Origin of the sequence: Vibrio sp. M60_M70, from assembly GCF_037162085.1 — a bacterium.
In the GTDB taxonomy this organism is placed as follows: Bacteria; Pseudomonadota; Gammaproteobacteria; order Enterobacterales; family Vibrionaceae; genus Vibrio; species Vibrio diabolicus.
The window spans coordinates 1,384,564-1,404,943 of sequence record NZ_JARLUL010000001.1; the positions used below are offsets into that span (position 1 = coordinate 1,384,564).

Annotated in this window: 12 protein-coding genes and 2 pseudogenes; 7 read left to right on the top strand and 7 right to left on the bottom strand. The window is 45.4% G+C overall.

What is annotated here, in order from left to right:
- Nucleotides 1–50 precede the first annotated feature (50 nt).
- From P4S59_RS06450 to P4S59_RS06460, 3 genes are all read left to right on the top strand, one after another.
- On the top strand, nt 51–1,319 hold the full coding sequence (locus tag P4S59_RS06450; RefSeq protein ID WP_006742618.1) for a DUF945 family protein: 1,269 nt from the start codon (nt 51–53) through the stop codon (nt 1,317–1,319).
- 138 nt (nt 1,320–1,457) lie between these two features.
- Nucleotides 1,458–2,552 (top strand): 3-phosphoserine/phosphohydroxythreonine transaminase, encoded by a 1,095-nt coding sequence (serC, locus tag P4S59_RS06455; protein WP_317342934.1) that lies wholly within the window; start codon nt 1,458–1,460, stop codon nt 2,550–2,552.
- An 83-nt stretch (nt 2,553–2,635) separates the two neighbouring features.
- Nucleotides 2,636–3,967, top strand: coding sequence for a D-serine ammonia-lyase (locus P4S59_RS06460; protein WP_256894912.1), 1,332 nt, complete (start codon nt 2,636–2,638; stop codon nt 3,965–3,967).
- A 97-nt stretch (nt 3,968–4,064) separates the two neighbouring features.
- Here P4S59_RS06460 and cydC read toward each other — a convergent pair whose 3' ends face one another.
- The 3 genes from cydC to trxB form a co-directional block, all read right to left on the bottom strand.
- Entirely contained in the window at nt 4,065–5,786 is a 1,722-nt protein-coding gene (gene cydC / locus P4S59_RS06465) for a heme ABC transporter ATP-binding protein/permease CydC (protein ID WP_337168112.1), read from the bottom strand.
- Entirely contained in the window at nt 5,779–7,566 is a 1,788-nt protein-coding gene (cydD, locus tag P4S59_RS06470; protein ID WP_170902127.1) for a heme ABC transporter permease/ATP-binding protein CydD, read from the bottom strand. The genes cydC and cydD overlap by 8 nt, the downstream gene beginning before the upstream one ends.
- Before the next feature lie 103 nt (nt 7,567–7,669).
- Nucleotides 7,670–8,629, bottom strand: coding sequence for a thioredoxin-disulfide reductase (gene trxB, locus P4S59_RS06475; protein WP_005393195.1), 960 nt, complete (start codon nt 8,627–8,629; stop codon nt 7,670–7,672).
- Nucleotides 8,630–8,988: 359 nt separating this feature from the next.
- Between trxB and P4S59_RS06480 the strand changes: the two genes are divergently transcribed.
- Together P4S59_RS06480 and P4S59_RS06485 are read left to right on the top strand one after the other, a co-directional pair.
- A complete protein-coding gene (locus tag P4S59_RS06480) occupies nt 8,989–9,645 on the top strand; it encodes a 2OG-Fe dioxygenase family protein (protein WP_005393193.1) in 657 nt (218 codons plus the stop codon).
- Complete coding sequence (locus P4S59_RS06485) at nt 9,629–10,864, top strand: cysteine desulfurase-like protein (protein ID WP_074191155.1); 1,236 nt, start codon at nt 9,629–9,631, stop codon at nt 10,862–10,864. Before P4S59_RS06480 ends, P4S59_RS06485 begins: the two co-directional genes overlap by 17 nt.
- A gap of 89 nt (nt 10,865–10,953) precedes the next feature.
- Here the strand turns inward: P4S59_RS06485 and P4S59_RS06490 are convergent, their stop codons facing one another.
- On the bottom strand, nt 10,954–11,778 hold the full coding sequence (locus P4S59_RS06490; RefSeq protein WP_005393189.1) for a DUF2797 domain-containing protein: 825 nt from the start codon (nt 11,776–11,778) through the stop codon (nt 10,954–10,956).
- A gap of 336 nt (nt 11,779–12,114) precedes the next feature.
- On the opposite strand from P4S59_RS06490, the pseudogene P4S59_RS06495 reads away from it, so the two are divergent.
- Nucleotides 12,115–13,451 (top strand): annotated as a pseudogene (locus P4S59_RS06495) (GGDEF domain-containing protein).
- Nucleotides 13,452–13,592: 141 nt separating this feature from the next.
- Here P4S59_RS06495 and P4S59_RS06500 read toward each other — a convergent pair.
- The 3 genes from P4S59_RS06500 to P4S59_RS06510 form a co-directional block, all read right to left on the bottom strand.
- Nucleotides 13,593–14,963 (bottom strand): SLC13 family permease, encoded by a 1,371-nt coding sequence (locus P4S59_RS06500; RefSeq protein ID WP_005395853.1) that lies wholly within the window; start codon nt 14,961–14,963, stop codon nt 13,593–13,595.
- Between the two features lie 219 nt (nt 14,964–15,182).
- Nucleotides 15,183–15,917, bottom strand: a complete 735-nt coding sequence (locus P4S59_RS06505; protein ID WP_031780501.1) for a SanA/YdcF family protein — start codon at nt 15,915–15,917, stop codon at nt 15,183–15,185.
- A gap of 154 nt (nt 15,918–16,071) precedes the next feature.
- A complete protein-coding gene (locus tag P4S59_RS06510; protein ID WP_005395857.1) occupies nt 16,072–17,760 on the bottom strand; it encodes an NAD-dependent malic enzyme in 1,689 nt (562 codons plus the stop codon).
- Between the two features lie 212 nt (nt 17,761–17,972).
- On the opposite strand from P4S59_RS06510, the pseudogene P4S59_RS06515 reads away from it, so the two are divergent.
- Nucleotides 17,973–20,326, top strand: a pseudogene (locus P4S59_RS06515) (helicase-related protein).
- The last annotated feature ends 54 nt before the right edge of the window (nt 20,327–20,380 follow it).

The window sequence follows — 20,380 nt, forward strand, 5'->3', positions numbered from 1 at the left end:
CCGCAGGTGGTTTGGGGTAGACTGACCGAAAATACCTAATAAGTGACGTTATGCAAAATCTTAAAAAAATCGGCGCCATTGGTGGTGCTATCTCATTAGCGCTGTGTTGGCCATTGGCTGTCGGACAAATTGGTCAGTCCATCATTGAAGATGGTATTACCAATATGAATGATGAAATGATTAAAGGCGAAGTGGTCGAGTATCAGCGTGGCTATTTGTCTTCAGTCGTGCTGACTCGTTATTCAGTTGTTGACCCTGAGCTTAAAACGCAGCTAGAGCGTGATGGTATGCCAACGACGTTTGACGTAACCAGTGATGTTAGCCACGGTCTAACAAGCCTAACAGCAGATTCAAAATTGGTGGACAATGACTTTTTGCCTCTCACGATGCATAGTCAGACTCAACTAAATGGCAATACGGCATTCACCCTTGACCTAGACAGTTGGCATTATCGTAACGAAGCGCAAGGTGTTTCTGTTTCTACAAGCCCTGCAAAAGTGACAGGGGATGTGACGGTATTGGGTGATCTCAATTACCAAGTTTCTGTTCCTTCTGTTCAAGTGGATTTTGAAAACGGTGAAGAGCTTCATCTGAATGCATTGACAGGTCAGGGTAAAGGTAAGCAAGCAAAAGGCTATTGGCTGGGTGAGCAATCTTTTTCTCTAGAGAAGCTGGATGTGGTTGATTCGAACTTAACGCCTGTCTTTTTGATTGAGAATGCGAGTTACCGTGGCAACACTACGATGAATGAGTCTGGTGATAAGCTGAACAGTCAGCTGAACCTAGATGCTAAGAAACTGCGTTTAACTGATGGTACGGATGTCGATAACTTTAAGTTGGATTTCTCAATTGCAGATGTGGATAGCCAGTCATTTGACCAAATTATGTCTATCTATCAAAGCTCTCCAATGTTAGACGAGCAGGAAATTGCGAGCTTATTGCCGCATGTTGACACGCTGTTTAGCAAAGGTTTTGATTTATCCGTGAATGAGCTTTCACTTGCGTTTGGTGACGGTAAGTTCCATAACGAGTGGCAATTATCCATTCCTGAAGGTACTGACCACATTACTCAAGACCCAATGAAGTTGATGACGGCGACTACTGGTGAGCTCAGTACTTACTTCTCTGACGAATTAGTGACGCACTACCCATTTATTCAAGAAGGAATCGATGAGCTGCTCATCATGGAGTTGATCGAGAAAGTCGAGGGCGGTTATCAACTCAAAGCAGAAATCGGTGACGGTAAATTGAAGTTCGAAAATGGACATGAGTTCCCATTAGTGGCGCTACTTATGCCCGCCTTGATGCAACAACAGTAGCCAAGTATTGTTGCGGAATTAATCCAATTTAACGCTTAGTCTTTAAAAAGAGGTCGTAAGACCTCTTTTCTTGTTTTTATCGCTGCGAAAACGTGATATTAATTTCGTAATATTTACATAGCAGGAGCAATGAGCATCATGGAACAAAATACGGACAACGTATTTAACTTCAGTGCAGGGCCAGCAGGTCTGCCTAAAGCAGTTATGCAGCAAGCACAACAGGAACTAATCGATTGGCAAGGCCTTGGTACTTCGGTCATGGAAATCAGCCATCGAAGCAAAGAGTTCATCAAAGTTGCAGAAGAAGCCGAGCAGGATTTACGTGATCTTCTGAATATTCCGGACAACTATAAAGTGCTGTTCTGCCAAGGTGGTGCTCGTGCTCAGTTTGCTGCTGTTCCTCTAAACTTACTTGGTGATGCCGAGACGGCAACTTACATCGACGGCGGTTATTGGGCTGAAAGTGCGGTAGCTGAAGCGAAGAAATACTGCGAGCCAGACGTATTTGATGCAAAAACAGAAATCGACGGAAAAGTAGCCGTTCTACCTGCAAACGAATGGAAAATTGCTCCAGAAGCGGCTTACGTGCATTTCTGTCCAAATGAAACCATTGACGGTATCGAGATTAACGATCTTCCTGTCACCGACAAACCAATCGTTGCTGACATGTCTTCGACGATTCTTTCTCGTGAGATTGATGTATCGAAATACGGTGTGATTTATGCGGGCGCTCAGAAAAACATTGGTCCTTCAGGCATCGCTATCGCTATCGTGCGCGATGACTTGTTAGGTATGGCGAAGCAGGTACTGCCAAGTATCTTGGATTACACTGTTCTGGCTGAGAAAGAATCAATGTTCAACACGCCACCAACCTTTGCATGGTACCTGTCTGGTCTTGTTTTCAAATGGTTGAAGGCGCAGGGTGGGGTAAAAGCGATCGAGCAAGTGAACCGCGCTAAAGCCGCACTACTGTATGATTACATCGATCAGTCTGATTTCTACCGTAATGGCGTGCACTCAGCAAACCGTTCTTTGATGAATGTGCCATTCCAGCTTGCGAAACCTGAACTGGATGCAACCTTCCTTGAACTAGCCGATGCCAAAGGGCTGAAATCACTAAAAGGGCACCGAGCCGTTGGTGGTATGCGAGCTTCCATTTATAACGCCATGCCGCTAGAAGGTGTACAAGCGTTAATCGATTTTATGCAAGAGTTTGAGAAAAACTACGCATAAAATCAAATTCACTGTTATTCATGAAAGCGTCGCAATTGCGGCGCTTTTGTTTATCTCAACTCACATCACTCCAGGAAGGTAAAATGACCAAGGCGAATATTGAAGCGCTGATCAAGCAGTTCCCACTCTTGGCGCCACTTATCGATCTTAAGGAGGTTTGCTGGTTTAACCCAAACATAACCTCTTTAGCAGAAGGTTTGCCCTATGTGGGGCTAGATGAGAAAGATATTCAAGCTGCGAGTGAACGGCTAGCACGATTTGCGCCTTATTTGATGAAAGCGTTTCCCGAAACGGAAGCTTCGCATGGCATCATTGAGTCTTCTGTGGTGGATGTTCCCAAGATGAAAGTGCGTTTGGAGCAGCAATACGACACGCCAATATTGGGTCGTTTAATGCTCAAAAAAGACAGTCATCTGCCAATTTCTGGTTCTATCAAAGCGAGAGGTGGCATTTATGAAGTGCTCACCCATGCCGAAAAGTTGGCGTTTGAAGCTGGCTTACTCTGCGAAACCGATGATTACAGCAAATTGTTCAGCAATGAGTTTCGGCAGTTTTTTAAGCAGTACAGTATTGCTGTTGGGTCAACGGGTAACCTCGGTATGTCCATTGGCATCATGAGTGCAAAGCTTGGTTTTTCAGTCTCGGTTCACATGTCTTCTGATGCGCGGGAGTGGAAGAAAAATAAGCTCCGATCACATGGCGTCAAAGTGGTGGAGTACCAGCAAGACTATGGTGTTGCTGTTGAGCAAGGTCGTAAAGAAGCTGAGCAAGATCCTAACTGCTTCTTTATTGATGATGAAAACTCGCAGACGTTGTTTCTAGGTTACTCTGTTGCGGGTGAGCGTCTTAAGCAGCAGTTTGATGACTTGGGAGTCGTGGTTGATGAGCATCATCCGCTCTTTGTTTATCTACCCTGTGGTGTTGGCGGTGGGCCTGGTGGTGTGGCATTTGGTTTGAAAGTCGCGTTTGGTGAGCATGTTCATTGTATTTTCGCAGAGCCAACGCACTCTCCGTGCATGTTGTTGGGCGTACATACCGGCTTGCATGACGAGATTGCGGTACAAGATTTGGGTATCGACAACATGACCGCTGCTGATGGATTGGCAGTAGGGCGTGCGTCGGGCTTTGTCGGTAGAGCGATGGAAAGGCTAATTGATGGCTTTTACACCATTGATGATGCTCGTATGTATCACCACTTGGGTGAGTTAAGTGAACTAGAAGGCATTAATCTAGAGCCTTCTGCATTAGCCGGTATGGTTGGGGTAGTGCACGTCTCGAATAATCATGCTTATCAGTCTCGAATGCAATTTGACGAAGAAAAACTCAGAAACGCAACGCATCTTGTTTGGGCAACAGGTGGAGGGATGGTTCCGGAAGATGAAATGGCGGCTTATCTCAAAAAATCAGGTCGGTAAATCAGCCTTTTATACGTACTTAACTAGCCAATTAACAATACAGGAATAACAAAAGGGCTCATCGTTTGATGAGCCCTTCTCGTCACTGAAAATCGAATTATAGAGACTGTAATAGCTGGTAGTAACGCCCTTTTTGAGCGAGTAGCGTTGGATGATCGCCTTGTTCGATGATCTCACCTTGTTCCATCAAACAGATGCTATCCATGCTTTCTAGCTCTATTAGTCGGTGTGTAATGAATATCACTGTCTTATTAGCAAAGTGCTCATTGAAAAGCGCCATCACTTTCTGTTCCGTACGCTTATCGAGACCTTCAGTTGGTTCATCCAAGAGTAGGATTGGCGCATCACGTAGCAATGCGCGAGCGATACCGATTCGGCGTTTCTCTCCACCAGATAACTGACGACCACCGTCGCCTAACCAAGCATCTAGCCCTGGAGCCTCAAGAAGGCCACCAAGTTCGACTTTTTGAAGAATCTCAGACAGTCGCTCATCACTTGCTTCTGGAGCGGCCATAAGTAAGTTGTCACGCAGTGTTCCATTCAGTACATCAACGCGTTGACTGACCACTGTCATTGCTTCTCGCAGGTCAGACTCGCTCCAATCTTGCAGTTTTGTACCACCGATTCGAACTTCACCTTGGTTAACATCCCAGTAGCGACAAAGAAGCTGAATGAGTGTTGATTTACCTGAACCTGTTTGACCTACAATGGCTGTTTTAGTGCCCAACGGTAGTGAGAGTGACAAGTCTTTCAGCACCTTTTGCTGACCGTCAGGGTAAGTGAAGTCAATGTTGTCGAATTCAATGTCTAACGTTGTGCCTTTATGTTTCGATTGCTCAGGGAAGACAACGTCAGGTTCAGCCAAAATTACTTCATTTAAACGACGAGCAGAAGTCAACGTTTGCCCCAGGTACTGGAACGCGCCCGCAATAGGCATCAAAATTTCAAAACTTGCCATCGTTGCAAATGCAAACAACGCAATCCAAGGATCAGGAGCATGACCTCCTACGCCGTCTGCAGCAAACCAAAGCATCACAACCAGTGTAAGACCGTTCACAAGCATAAGCAGGCCTGAAGCCATGCCCGTTAAATTCGCGTTCACAAACTGATTAGACAGCAGCTGCTTTTGCTTCTCTAGAATGAGATTGCGATAACGCTCTTCTGCTCCAAAGATACTCAGTTCGCTGTAGCCTTGAAGCCAGTCCAGAGTCGCCACTCGCAATTGCGCTTTATGATGAGTGAGATTCTCGCCATTACTTTTACCAAGTTTATAGAACAACACTGGCCATACAAACAACATGACGGTAAGAATCGAGCCAAGCAGCAGCGCGAGATGCCAATCAAAGAACGCCAGGACAGCCGTTAAACTCAATATGCCAAAAATGCCAATCACGATAGGGCTGATAAGTCGAAGATAAACGTGATCCATCGCGTCAACGTCCGCCACTAGGCGGTTGAGCAGATCAGCATCACGCATCGTAGAGACACGACCCGGAATCAGTGGTGCAAGTTTCTTAAAGAAGAAGATACGTAGATCGGTAAGTAACTTGAACGTCGCATTGTGGCTGACGACACGTTCTCCCCATCGACCTGCGGTTCGAGCCATTGCAGCGCCGCGTACCCCGGCACCTGGTAACATGTAGTTGAAGGTCTCACGAGCAACCGTCAAGCCTGCCACCGCTGCGGCTGAAATAAACCAACCCGATAGCGTTAATAAGCCAATAGATGCAGCTAAGGTCAGAAATGCCAATAGCATACCTAGAGAAAGACCAAACCAATGTTTCTTATAGAGTTTTAGATAAGGGAGTAAATCACGCATCTAAGTTCCCCTTGTCTGTTTCACGTTGTGCGAGGTTCGCTTCCAACATGTCTTTAAATAAGCCATCTTCTGTCGACAGTGTGTCGTAATCACCACGTTGAACAATCTGGCCGTCCTGCATAACAAGAATTTGCGATACGCTTTGTAAAGGTGCCAACTGGTGAGTAATCATCAAATTCGTTGTGGCATGTGCGTACTTGTTAATGCCTTCCATGACGAGTTTTTCACTACGAGCATCTAAGCTTGCGGTCGGTTCATCTAATAACCAAAAACGACCATTTTGTAGCATAGCGCGAGCTAACGCTAAACGCTGGGCTTGGCCGACAGATAAACCACCAGAGCGGTCAGATATCGGGTAATCCAACCCATGCATTTCGACAAATTCAGCAGCATGAGAGTCATTCAAAACAGAATGAACGTCTGCATCTTGAATGTTGTGTTTGCCTAACGTGACGTTATCTCGAATGCTGCCATGTAATAGCATTGGGTTTTGACCAATCCAGCTTACGGCCTCTCGCCATGTGGCTAGATCCAGTTGTGACAATTCACAACCATTAATCTTCAAGCTACCTTGATAAGGCATGAAACCGAGGATGGTGTTTACCAAGCTTGTTTTACCTGCGCCACTTGGTCCAACTAAAGCCGTACTTTTGTTGGCTTCAAGAGAGAAGGATAGGGGACCTGCGAGCTGCTTACCTTCCGGACTAAAAATAGTTAACTCGTCCGCTTCAATATGGATAGGGCTGTTTTTATCTAACGCTTGGGTACCATCTTTGATTTGATCGACTTCCAAATCCAGAAACTCGACAATACTTTCTGCTGCGCCAACCGCTTGCTGTTTAGCATGGTAGAACGTGCCCAAATCACGTAATGGCTGATAAAACTCTGGCGCAAGAATCAGAATGAACAAGCCAGCAAACAGCGTAACACCTGTGCCGTAGTAGCCGAAATCGAGCTCTCCGATATAACTAAAGCCAAAGTAGACGGCGGTAATTGCGATAGAAATGGAAGTGAAAAACTCTAAAACCGCAGAAGATAGAAACGCGATCTTCAGAACGTCCATGGTACGAGTACGAAAGACTTCCGAAGCACCCTTCAGAGTTTCAGTTTCAGATTTTGTTCTATCGAATAAGCGAATTGTCGTCATTGCTTGCAAGCGGTCATAAAAGTGACCGGACAAACGCTGCATCGCTTTAAAGTTTTTACGGTTTGCTTCTGCGGCTTTCATCCCAACCAGTGCCATGAAAATAGGCACTAGTGGTGCTGTGACGAGGAAGATCAAGCCTGCCGCCCAGTTTACTGGGAATACGACAACCAAAATAATGAAAGGCACTAATACCGATAATGACATCTGAGGCAAGTAGCGAGAGAAGAAATCTTGCATATCTTCTACCTGCTCTAAGATGAGCGTCGCCCAGCTGCCGGCAGGTTTGCCTTTGATGTAAGCGGGCCCAAGTTTATGAACTTTATCTAAAATGAGTTGGCGAATATAAACTCGAATTTGCTCACCGCAACGGTAACCGGCAAGCTCTCGACCCCAGGTACAAGCAGCTCGACCGATAACCGTGCCACCAAGCCCAACAAAATGCCAAATGAGGTCGGCTTTGTCGACTTGGTCAATGATTAACTGGTGCAGAATGGAGGCGAGCAGGGCTGCTTGAGCCAATAAAAACACGCTTGAAAGTACGCCTAGGCCTATCGCAATCATAAGCCAGCGCTTGGCTAACTTACTTTGTTGCTTAAGCCACTTATTCAAGCTGCTTTGCTTTTTCTTATCCATCGTGAAGGCTTAATGATAATTGTTTTAATGAGGCGGTAGTATACAAAAGAAAACCCAGCGGGAATACCGCTGGGCTTTAAGGATATGACACAAATGTGAAAAGTTATTTGTCACCAAGTGAGTCTAAGAAACGCTCAGCATCTAATGCCGCCATACAACCTGTACCTGCAGATGTGATAGCTTGACGGTAGTTATGGTCCATAACGTCGCCTGCTGCAAATACACCTTCAATGCTAGTTTGTGTCGCGTTGCCTTCTAGGCCAGACTTAACGATGATGTAGCCATCTTTCATGTCTACTTGGCCTTCAAAGATTTGTGTGTTTGGCTGGTGGCCGATCGCAATAAACGCACCCATCACTTCAAGGTCTTCAGTCGCACCTGTGTTGACGTCTTTAATACGAACGCCAGTTACGCCCATGTCGTCGCCAAGTACTTCATCGAGAGTTCGATCGGTATGAAGAACGATATTACCGCTTTCAACTTTATCCATCAGACGTTTCACAAGGATCTTCTCTGCACGGAATGAATCGCGGCGGTGGATCAGGTGAACTTCTGACGCAATGTTAGATAGGTAAAGTGCTTCCTCAACAGCAGTGTTACCACCGCCCACAACTGCAACTTTCTGATTACGGTAGAAGAAACCGTCACAGGTTGCACAAGCAGAAACGCCGCGACCTTTAAATGCTTCTTCAGACTCAAGGCCAAGGTATTTTGCTGATGCACCCGTAGAAATAATCAATGCGTCACATGTGTACTCGCCAGAATCGCCTTTTAAACGAAATGGGCGTTGTGATAGTTCTACTTCGTTGATGTGATCAAACACGATCTCAGTTTCGAAACGCTCGGCGTGCTCTTTCATGCGATCCATCAATGCAGGACCTGTCAGACCTTCAGCGTCGCCGGGCCAGTTTTCAACTTCAGTAGTGGTGGTTAGCTGACCACCTTGTTGCATTCCCGTCACAAGCACAGGGTTTAGGTTGGCACGCGCTGCGTAGACGGCAGCTGTGTATCCTGCTGGACCAGAACCAAGAATTAATAGTTTACAATGTTTTACGTCGCTCATTATGGCTCCAAAAAGGGCTGAACATTTCCCTCGATTGTATGGAAATTCTTAGTGCTTTAAAAGCATAAACAACGATTGTGATCGAATAATTGGTTATAGATTAGAACCCACTAAAGATTGATAAAGAACGTTGACTTCTAGCATAAAATTCTATTCGTAGTAGAGAAGTCTAGTTTCAAATATCGCCAAAGCGCAAAACTGAAACATGGTTCTGTATTTTTGCTTTGGATTGGTTTGTTGTGTTGTTTTTGTTGTTTTGTTGAAGCTATCAACGTTAAAAGCTGGCAATTACAGAATATTTGCGTAACCTAGTGTGTAAATTAAATGTTAATTAATGTGCCTCATTAAAGGAGACAATGATGTTACATTCACGTGAGAATACTCTGCATTTAACACAGCTCAGCATGGCAGCAATTGAGCAGCTTTCCCCATCGTTTGAAGAACTGCCTCGTACCGAGCATGCAGATGGTCAGTATCGACTAAGACGTTATTCTGTGGTTGGTTTTGATAACGGCAAAGTCATTGACTTAAACAAAAACAGCTTTGTTCAATCGTCTGATATCAACCGATTCCAAGGTGATGTTGTAAGACAATTTGAGCCGATTGAGAAGGATATTCTCACCAGTGATGGTTTCCGAGAAATGTGCGAATTGTTTGTCAATGCGAATCATTTGCCTAACGGCCAGGAAATAGAAATTCACCAAATCCGAATCACAGCGCTAGAAGAAGAAACTCAAGTGGCACCTGAAGGTGTGCACCAAGACGGTTTTGATCACATTGCAATGGTTGGCGTAGGACGTCATAACATCATTGGTGGTGACATCATGCTGTACAGCAGTCATAACCAAGCCCCATTTTTCCGTAAGGTGTTAGAAACGGGTGAGGTTGCAATATTGGCAGACAGTAAACTGTGGCACAATGCGTGCCCAATCCGTTCTGTCATTGATGATGAAGCGGGTCATATGGATGTGTTTGTACTCACGGCTACGGATAAGCGCAATGAACTTCAATCTTAATCTGATCAGAGAGCAGTTTCCGGCGCTCGCTCAATACCATAACGACAAACCTGTGACGTTTTTTGATGGTCCAGGCGGGTCACAGGTACCTCAATCAGTGCTAGACAGCATGGTGGGATATTTAGGTCGTTTCAACGCCAACTTAGGCGGGCATTATTTTTCTAGCCAAAAGACGGTTGACGTGATGCAAAATGCACGCGAGTCAGCGCAAGCTCTGCTAAACGCGCCGTCATCTGGCAATATCGTCTTCGGCGCGAACATGACATCGTTAACCTTTCAGCTTAGTCGTGCGATTAGCCGAGATTGGCAAGAGGGAGATGAGATCATTGTTTCTGCTTTGGACCACTATTCGAATGTGTCCAGCTGGCAACAAGCGGCAGAAGATCAAGGCGTTACGGTTCATCAGGTTCGTATCAACGAAGATGATTGTACGTTGGACTTGGAGCATTTAAGCAGTCTTCTTTCTGATAAAACGCGCCTTGTAGCGGTGACCTATGCATCGAATACGACTGGTTCTATCGTGGATGTGCAGCGAGTAGTAAGCATGGCGCACAACGTCGGGGCACAAGTTTATGTGGATGCCGTTCATTACGCGCCGCATCACTTGGTTGATGTTCAAGCGTTGGGTTGTGACTTTTTAGCGTGCTCTGCTTACAAGTTTTTCGGCCCGCACGTTGGTATTGCTTACATTGCCGATCAGTGGCTGCACAGTATTCGTCCGTACAAAGTCGAGCCTGCAACCAATATTGGCCCAGGCCGATTTGAAACGGGGACGCAAAGTTTTGAAGGTCTTGCTGGTGTCGTTGCTGCGGTTGAGTATCTGGCTCAATTTGGTGAAGCCGGTTTACCTCTTCGTCAACGATTGGAGCAAAGTTACCAATTGTATGAACAACATGAGCAACGCTTGAGTGAGCGTTTCTTACAGCGTCTGAGTGCACTAGATGGTGTCAATCTATTTGGCATTGCGAAAGAAGATAGCCAACTCCGCACACCAACTTTTGCGCTAACATTCGACCTATATTCTCCAGAATTCATCGCGAAAACGCTGGGTGAACACAACATCTGTGTTTGGAACGGCCACTTTTATGCGCTGGGTTTAGTTCGTCAACTTGGTCTAGAAGAGTCGGGTGGTGTAGTACGAATTGGTTGCATGCATTACAACACAATAGAAGAAGTCGATATGTTGTTCGATGTACTAGAAAACATCCTTGATGCGTAACTGATCATATCTTCCTGATAGAAAAACAAAAGCTCGAGTCAAACTCGAGCTTTTTCGTTTTTATTTCAATAAACCAGCTACATACGAAACTAGGCGCTTACTTCCACTTCATAGGAAGTGAATTTTCTTACGTTGATCACGCCAGTGTCAAAAATGAGGTATTGACCTTTGATGCCTTGCAAAGTGCCAGTAACAACCGGGTTTTTATCGAAATTATGCGAGGTGATCTTAGTTGGGTGCTGTTGCACCGGATAGCTAAGGTCGGTAATGCTTTCGCTTAATATTTCAATTGCATCTTCACCGAATTGCTGTTTTATCTCAGCAATCTTGTCTTCGACTAAAGGTAATAGCTCAGCAAAACGATCTTGCAGTGCCATTGGTTCACCATCGCCTTTCAGCAGTGTGCGCCAATTGGTTTTATCTGCGATGTGTTTCGCCAGTTCAACTTCAATTAATCCGGAGATATGTCGAGTTTTTACCTTAAAAATTGGCAAACCCTGAGTCGCACCTTGATCAATCCAACGAGTTGGGATTTGCGTATGACGAGTGATACCAACTTTTAAGCTGGATGTATTGGATAGGTAGACAAAGTGATCCACCATGCAGTTCTCTTCGCCCCATTGTGGCTCGCGACAAGTCCCTTGGTCGTAGTGGCAAGTCTCTGGCTTCATGATGCACATATCGCAGCTTGCTAGCTTTTTCATACAGACAAAACAATGGCCTTGCGAATAACTCTTTTTCGTTTTCTTACCACATGAGCAACAAAAAATATTGCCCGTGTGAGTTAGTGTGAGCGTTTTACCCAGAAACGGCGATAGATCAATTTCTTCCTCACCAACAGGTAGACGGTAACTAACAGCACCGTCCAGAGATGCACGCATTTTATTTAGCGTACCAGTTGCAATTAATGACATGACATTACTCATTATTGTGTTTTTGCACAGTATATCCGAAGTGGTGATGAGATGCAGGGTTGACAGGCACATTAAAGCGAAATGTATCGCTCTGAAATGTTATGCACTGGCCTTCATGGGTTAGGAAATACGGCTGTGAAATGCTTCGCAAATAACAAGTGAACCGCATTTTTGAGAGATTTAAAAACGTGATAACGGTTCAAAACACGTTACCATGTATCGAAAGTAAGAACGAAGACTAAAAGTAATTTTGTTTCTTGATAAATGACTTTGTTTGAAGTTCGAAAAATCATTGAGTACATTGTGTTGTATATAAGCTGAGCAGGTCACTCGCCCATGAAGTGGATCCATAAATTTATCTTTGCCCTCTCTATTTGCACTATTAGTTTGGTTGCGCTTTATAGTGTTCTTGGCGATACACGAAAGCTGACCATTACACCAGAACATTTCAATATCTATGCGACTAAAGACGCCAGCGAAGGTGGCTTGAGTGAGGCTGATATTATTTACGATAAGCAAAGCCTAGTTCTCAGCTGTGACTTAAAGCAAAGCTCGTATGCTTGGCCTTATTGCGGAATCTCTGTTTATACCGATTCCACAACGCCAACACAGGGGATTGACCTTTCCAATTACCATACGATTCGATTGAAAGTGAGATATGAAGAGGCGGGGGTGGGGCCCAATCCGAGCCATGATTTGCGTTTATATCTGCGCAACTATAACCCTGAGTATTCCAAACCAGACGACGAGTACACGATTAAATACAATGGCATGCAGTTTTCTCCGTCCGGTTCAAACGACATCATCGAAATTCCGATTAAAAATTTACAGGTGATGACGTGGTGGTTAGTAGACAACAAAGTCGCGATTGAACACTCTGCACCTGAATTTTCAAACATCACACGTATTGATATCGCGACCGGATCTGGTGCGGCACTTGGTGAGCACAAAATTGTGATTGATAAAATTGAGTTTGAAGGCGCTTACCTTGCACAAGAAACGTTACTGTATGCGCTCTTACTCTCTTGGATGGCGCTTGGACTGGCATTTTCGCTGCACGAATTACGAAAAAATCGAGTCGCTTATGAAAAAGCGAAAAAACGTCATCGTCATTTAGAGAAGGTGAATGGTACGTTGCGAGCTCAAAACTATGAGTTTGCAGAGTTGGCGCATCGCGATGCGTTGACGGGAGCGATGAACCGTCACGCAGTGCAGCACTGGCTTGAGCAGCAATCACGGCAAGTTCGCTGGGGGCATAGTACATTCAGTATCCTTTATATGGATTTGGATAAATTTAAGAAGGTGAATGACAAATTTGGGCACCAAATGGGGGATGACATATTGCGCGAATTTGTCATGGTGGTGGCAAGTTCCATCTACCCAGATGACCGACTTGTTCGTTGGGGGGAGAAGAATTTGTTGTATTTTGCCCTGACACCAATATTGATCAAGCTGTGAAGAAGTCGGAAATGATTCGCAAAAATGTGGAGAGTCATTTGTGGGTACACGGTGAATCATTAACATGCAGCATTGGCGTCGCCCAAATGCAAAATGAACGCGTCTCAGAAACCATGGCGAGAGCAGATGAAGTGCTCTATCAAGCGAAGCGCAATGGTCGTAACCGGGTCGAGGTTCATTATGGTTTGCTTGCCTGCGAAAAGAAGCAAGCCTAACGATTCGTCACTCAAAGGAATAAAAAAAGGTGGCCAACTGGCCACCAAGAGGAAACTGCTGAACACCACTTAGGGGGAAGTTTAGGTCATCGATATGATTACCGTGAGCAGCAGTGTAGTGCTAATCGAACTTGCTATTTTTTACCAGAACAACCAAGCGAAAAGCGTTAGTGCAGCAATACAGGCAATGTTTAAGACGAAGCCAATTCGCATCATTTCTTTTTGCTTGATATGACCCGTACCGAACACAATCGCATTTGGAGGCGTCGCAACTGGTAACATAAATGCACAAGAAGCGGCGACGGCAATCAATGCAGAGAGAATGACCGGAGACATGCCTAAAGCCTCTGCGATGGTTGCAAATACAGGGACCAGTAGTGCAGCACTAGCGGTGTTACTTGCAAACTCAGTCAAGAAGACAACAAAAGCAACTACAGCAAGAATCGTCAGAAGGATACCAGCTTGCTCAAGGAAGCCCGACAAGCTATGAGCCAAAAATACGCTTGTACCGGTTGCTTTTAGGACGTTACTCAAACAGATGCCACCACCAAATAGGATTAACACACCCCAGTCGGTTGTTTTCTCAATATCTTTCCACTCTACAGCGCGAGAAGCCCCAAGCAGAAGGATCGCACCTATTGCGACAAGGGTATCGAACTTAGCGAAGCCACCTAGCATAGCGTTAATAGGCTTACTGAAAATCCACAACGTGACCGTCAGTAAGAAAATCGCCAGCGTAATCATTTTGCCGTTTGTCCACTCGACTGGTTGATGGTCAAGGTCAAACTTGTGGCTAAGGTCAGGCTTAGTCATGGTGTACAAAACGAGAATAGCGATTGGCATTAGTACTAATGAGATAGGCACACCGAGCTTCATCCACTCAGTAAAACTTAGGCCGACTTCAGCTGCTGCAATGGCGTTTGGTGGGCTACCAACCAGCGTTGCAATACCACCAATCGAAGCGCTGTAAGCGATGCCGAGCAGAACAAACAAAAAGGTATTGTGATTTTTCTTCGCGTCTAGCTTTGTCATCACACCCAGTACAAGGGGCAGCATCATAGCGGCAGTGGCGGTGTTTGAAATCCACATCGACAGGCCAGCACTAACACCAAATAGCATGAATACAGCGACAGACATTTTGCCTCGTGCGAGTAACAGCACTTTATCAGCAATAGCTTGGTCTAACTTCTGTTTATGCAAAGCCGCAGCAAGTGCAAAACCACCTAAGAATAGAAAGATGATGGAGTTGGAGAAGTTGTTCAGCGCGGTCTGAGTGTTAAACACGCCTAAAAATACCGCAAGTAATGGTATAAGCAGCGCGGTTATGCTGACGTGAATCGCTTCGGTTAGCCAAAGAATAGCAACAAAAACTAAGATGCTTAGGCCGGTTACTACTTGTGGCTCAAAGGGTAGGGTATTAAACAAGATAATGAACAATACGATATTCGCGTTCAAAATCATGCTGTTGCGAGTGAAGAACCAGTTCTTCAATGTCACAGCGAGTGCGGTCATGGGTAGTGCTCCTTTTGCATTGCCTTTTGTCGGTTTTTTTATGGCAAAGTAACTGACTTGTAGTTATTTATTGATTAAATGTTACTTGGAATGCAAAAAAGAGTTTTGCCTGAATCGTAGAGCAAATTAGAAAATGTGATGTTGAGAATTGGAAATGGGTAGAAAACTACCCATTTGTTTTATAGAAATGTTATTAACCTTGTGAGCTGCGTTGTTACTCTATTCGACGGGAACTTGCAGAGGCTCATTAGAGATTTTTTCAGGCTCTTTTACTGCAACGATAGGCTCTTGAGGACCAAGAAACTTGGGCTGCGTATTAATAATGTAGAGGTCTAAAAAGGCTTTCACACGGGCGAGCAACTCTCGAATACGCATTGATGTTTTTTGTTTGTTTGTCGTAGGTCCTGCTACCGCAAGACACTGCGCATCAATGTTGTAAGCATCGGCAATAAACAGCGCTCGCTCACAATGAAAGCGCTGAGTCACAATCAGAAAGCGCTCCGAAGCAAAAATCTTTTTCGCCCTCACAATCGAATCTAGAGTACGAAAGCCAGCATAATCAAGGTGAATCACTTCCTCAGGCACGCCGGCTTTAAGTAAGTCGCGTTTCATCGTCCACGGTTCGTTGTAGGAGCGATGGGCGTTATCGCCACTCAATAAAAACTGTTTTACTTTGCCTTGGTTGTAAAGCTCAATCGCCGCATTAATGCGATGAGTGTAGTAAGTGTTGAGGATCTTACCGATGTATTTACTGGTACCGAGAACCACAGCAACCTCATGTTGAGGTATTTGTTCGTATTCAGTGAAAATGCTTTCTTTGGCTTGTAAAACCACCCACCGGTCGATGGCAATAACAGAAACAAGCAGACTAAGTACAGAGATCGACAAAATCAAAGCAAGTCGCTTCCAGGAAAATTTCAGCTTCCACTTTGATCTTATGCGAGAAAACAACAAAACGTTTTATATCCTTAACTAAAAATGTAGTTCTCATCATATCTGATAGAAACAAAAAGAGAGAAGCCCATTTATGCCAAAATCTGGTTAGGATGATAAAAAATTAAAAGCCCCTACATGGTAGGGGCTAATTATTAAACGAAATGTCTCAAGCTTAAAACGCAGTGCGTTTGTAGCGACGGTAAACCGGCTGCCAGAACGATTGCTCAATCGCTACGTTTAATGCTTCATCAGTAATTTCTAATGCCACACCTTGTTCGATTGCCTTCTTACCAACAGCAAACGCGATTTTTTTCGATACCGAGTGAATCTCTTCCAACGGTGGAAGTAGTGCACCACGACCGTTGATCGCTAGAGGAGAGCATGTTGCGAGCGCACGGCTCGATTCCATTAGCATTTCGTCGGTGACACGTTTTGCGTTTACAGCAAGTACACCAAGGCCAATGCCTGGGAAGATGTAGCTGTTGTTACATTGTGCAATCGGGTAAGTGCGACCTTCATGAACCACAGGCTCAAATGGGCTACCTGTTGCAACCAGTGCTTCACCATTTGTCCAGCGAATGATGTCGTTAGGTGTTGCTTCTACGCGGCTTGTTGGGTTCGATAGTGGGAAGACAATCGGACGCTTACAGTGTTTATGCATTTCTTCGATGACTTCTTGGCTAAATAGGCCAGGAGCACCAGAAACACCAATCAGTACCGTTGGTTTGGCGTTACGCATAACGTCGAGGAGTGAGAAGCCATTTCCTTCATTTTCCCACTCTTTCGTATTGGTATGTTTCTGCACCAAGCGTTGCTGGAAATCAAGAAGGTTAGGCATACCTTCTTGTAACAGACCCCAACGGTCAACCATGTAAACTTGTGAGCGAGCTTGCTCGTCAGAAATCCCTTCCGATACCATTTGTGCGATGATCGCTTCTGCGATACCGCAACCAGCAGAGCCAGCGCCCAAGAAGGTGATACGCTGTTTAGACAGCTGAGTACCTGCTGCTTTACAGGCTGCAAGTAGAGAGCCAACAGTAACGGCCGCCGTGCCTTGAATATCATCATTGAAGCAGCACACGCGATCTTTGTAACGCTCAAGAAGAGGCATCGCATTTTTCTGAGCAAAGTCTTCGAACTGGATCAAGGCATCAGGCCAACGGCGCTGTACTGCTTGAATAAACTCTTCTACAAATGCATCGTATTCTGCACCCGTAATACGAGGGTGACGCCAACCCATGTACATCGGATCAGCTAAACGTTGCGGGTTATTGGTACCCACATCAAGCACGATTGGTAGCGTGTAAGCAGGGCTGATACCACCACACGCGGTATAAAGTGACAGTTTACCAATAGGAATACCCATGCCGCCGATACCTTGGTCACCCAAGCCAAGGATACGTTCGCCATCTGTCACAACAATCACTTTAACGTTGTGGTTTGCTGCATTATTCAGCAAATCGTCAATACGGTCACGGTTCGGGTATGAAATGAACAGGCCACGACCACGACGGTAAATGTTAGAGAAGTTTTCACATGCTGCGCCGACAGTTGGCGTGTAGATGATAGGCATCATCTCAGAAATGTGGTTTTGCACTAGGCGGTAATACAGTGTTTCGTTGGTGTCTTGGATATTACGCAGATAAATGTGCTTATCCATATCGCTTTCGAAACTCTTGTATTGCTGGTAGGCACGTTCCACCTGCTCTTGGATGGTTTCGGTAGACTCTGGAAGCAAGCCTTCTAAGTTGAATGAACTACGTTCTTCAGCAGAGAATGCACTGCCTTTGTTCAAAAGAGGGGTTGCTAAAAGAGCCGGACCCGCATATGGAATATATAGTGGGCGTTTATCGTTGTTCATTGGGTGCCTTATGTAGGGTTGAAGGATGCGCACCAAATTTTAACGGGTTCACCATTTAGTTGTAAACATGCGTTGATGCACATCAATGTAATGTCGCAAAAAAACTCAGATACCGCCGAAAATATCGGCAATATTGGTTGTTTAGAGATACCTAAAGCAGGATTTTTTACTTGGGTATAATGTTCTGCATCATCAAATCAAATCCAATTTCTATGTTTCAACTACCTATCGACAGCCTGCAAGCTGAGTTTGACCAACATGTGAACCAAAACCATCTCGTGGTGGAAGCCGAAACCGGGTCAGGTAAATCTACCCGTTTGCCTATGTGGGCGGCAAAACACGGACGCGTGCTGGTTATTGAACCACGTCGAATTGCTTGTACATCGTTGGCTGAATATCTTGCGGAGCAATCTGGTGAGCCAATAGGTCGCAAAATTGGTTACGCGATCAAGCTTCATGCCTACTTTGATGAAAAAACCGAAGTTGTATTTGTGACTCCGGGAGTCGCACTGCGTTGGTTTGCGGAAAACAAGCTAGCAGGCTTCGATATCGTGATAGTGGACGAATTTCACGAGCGACGCTGGGATATTGATCTATTAACCGCAATTTTGAAGCAAGAAAATCAACATCGGTTGATCGTCACTTCCGCTACGCTGGAGGGCGAAAAGCTAGCGCGTTACCTGAATGCGAAGCGTCTGCGATCTGAAGGGCGTTGCTTTCCAGTCACGGTGACACATCGTTCTTTAGACAGCCGTTATTTACCGAATAAGAAGGGATGTGAACAAGAGGTTGTCAGAGCGGTAAAAGAGGCACTGAAAGATGAAGATGGCGATATTCTTGTTTTTCTCCCAGGACGTAAAGAGATCACCCAATGTGCGCAGATGCTACAAAGTTGCGGCGATGTCATGGTGGTCAAACTTCATGCCTCGGTTAGTGATGAAGAACGGCACTGCGCGTTAACTACGCAAAAACAACGAAAAGTCGTATTGGCAACCAATGTTGCGGAAACCTCCTTAACGATACCTAACATCCGAGTTGTCATTGATAGCGGCTTAGAGCGCCGAACCATTCAACGTAACGGTCGCACAGCGTTAACGCTGACCCACATTTCTAAGGCCAGCGCCGCGCAGCGAATGGGGCGGGCGGGCCGTGTTGCTGAAGGAGCTTGTATTCGTCTATATGGTGAACACGCGCCTTTAGAATTAGTGACGCCTCCAGAATTGCACAGAGAAGAGCTCGTCGAGCCCATGCTGGCAGCGGCTTGTTGTGGGTACCGTCTCTCAACACTCGATTTTCTCGACTCAATTCCCCCAAAGTCGCTAGAGGCATCTCATTTAACCTTGTTGTCCATGGAAGCGATTGATGAAGGCGGCAATGTCACGAAGCACGGGAGAAAAGTATACCCACTACCTATTGATGCACTGTTTGCCGATCTCGTTACCAGAATTCAAGCGAAGACAGAGAAGGAAGCAATGATTGACTTGGCAGCAGCATTATCTGTGCCTGCTCAGCTCTATCAGCGACAAAGTGGTGAAGTCGCTGAGCTTCTATCTCAAGAGGAGCCATACGGATGTGATGCCTCTTTGCTTATCCGTTTGGTCCGGGGGAGCGACTTCCGGGCATTGTCATTGATGCCAGCGCACTCGAAGAGGCACAAGGTTTAGCAAAACAAATGCGAGAAGTATTTGAATTACCGGAACTTGACGTTGCCTCTCGATATAAACGTGAAGCGCTCTTTTTCTCCATCGCCTCATTACACCCTGAGCTTGTGTTTGTCCGACGAGCTCGTCGAAGAGATGCTCTAGGAAATGGCGTAGTCGAGATGCTGGTTGGGCGTAACAGCCGCTTTCCTGATAAAGAAGAAGCGGCCATCGTGCTAGATAGCCATAGCGTGCCAGGACGAGGCGTTAAGCAAACACTGAACCTCGCATCGGTTATGATGCCTATCCCGCTGACGTTGTTACGCGAACTTGAATTTGGGGAGTGGCGACAAGGTGAGACGAATTATGAAGAAGAGACGCCAAGAGCAACAATGCATTTGGTCTACGCCGGGCGAACAGTCTGTTCTGAACACCAAGCGTTACAAGGTGATGTTGCTGTTCAGTCTATTGTCGAAATGATAGAAGACGAGACACTGTTACCAGGTTTTGCTTCTCAAAGAAAACAACAAATCCAACACTGGAAACTCTACAACGCATTGGGCCTTAATGTCGAAGGAGAAGAGGTTAACGACTTGGCCTCCTTGACATTTTCTAGCTGGTTAAAGGATCAGTTGGAAATATTAGGCGTTGAAAATGTCGATGATATGGCGTTGTTTGAACCGGAAGACTTAACATTTAACGGTGTTCCGGAATGGGAATACGACGATTTCACGGAGCAGTACCCTTTAGAACTTTCGCTGCCAGAACTCCAACTGGATGTTGAGTATTACGCGTCTCGCAAGCTGGTACAGGTCGTTTATAGAGAAGGAAACCGTAAGGGGGACCCGAAGCGTTGGGAGCTGCCACGCTGGGCTGGTTGGAAGATACAGTATAAAAAGGCCAGTCGAGTGATTGATGTGAAGTAGGTAGGCGGATGACGTTGTGACAAGAATTGATATTTTTTTGGTGAATCTATAATA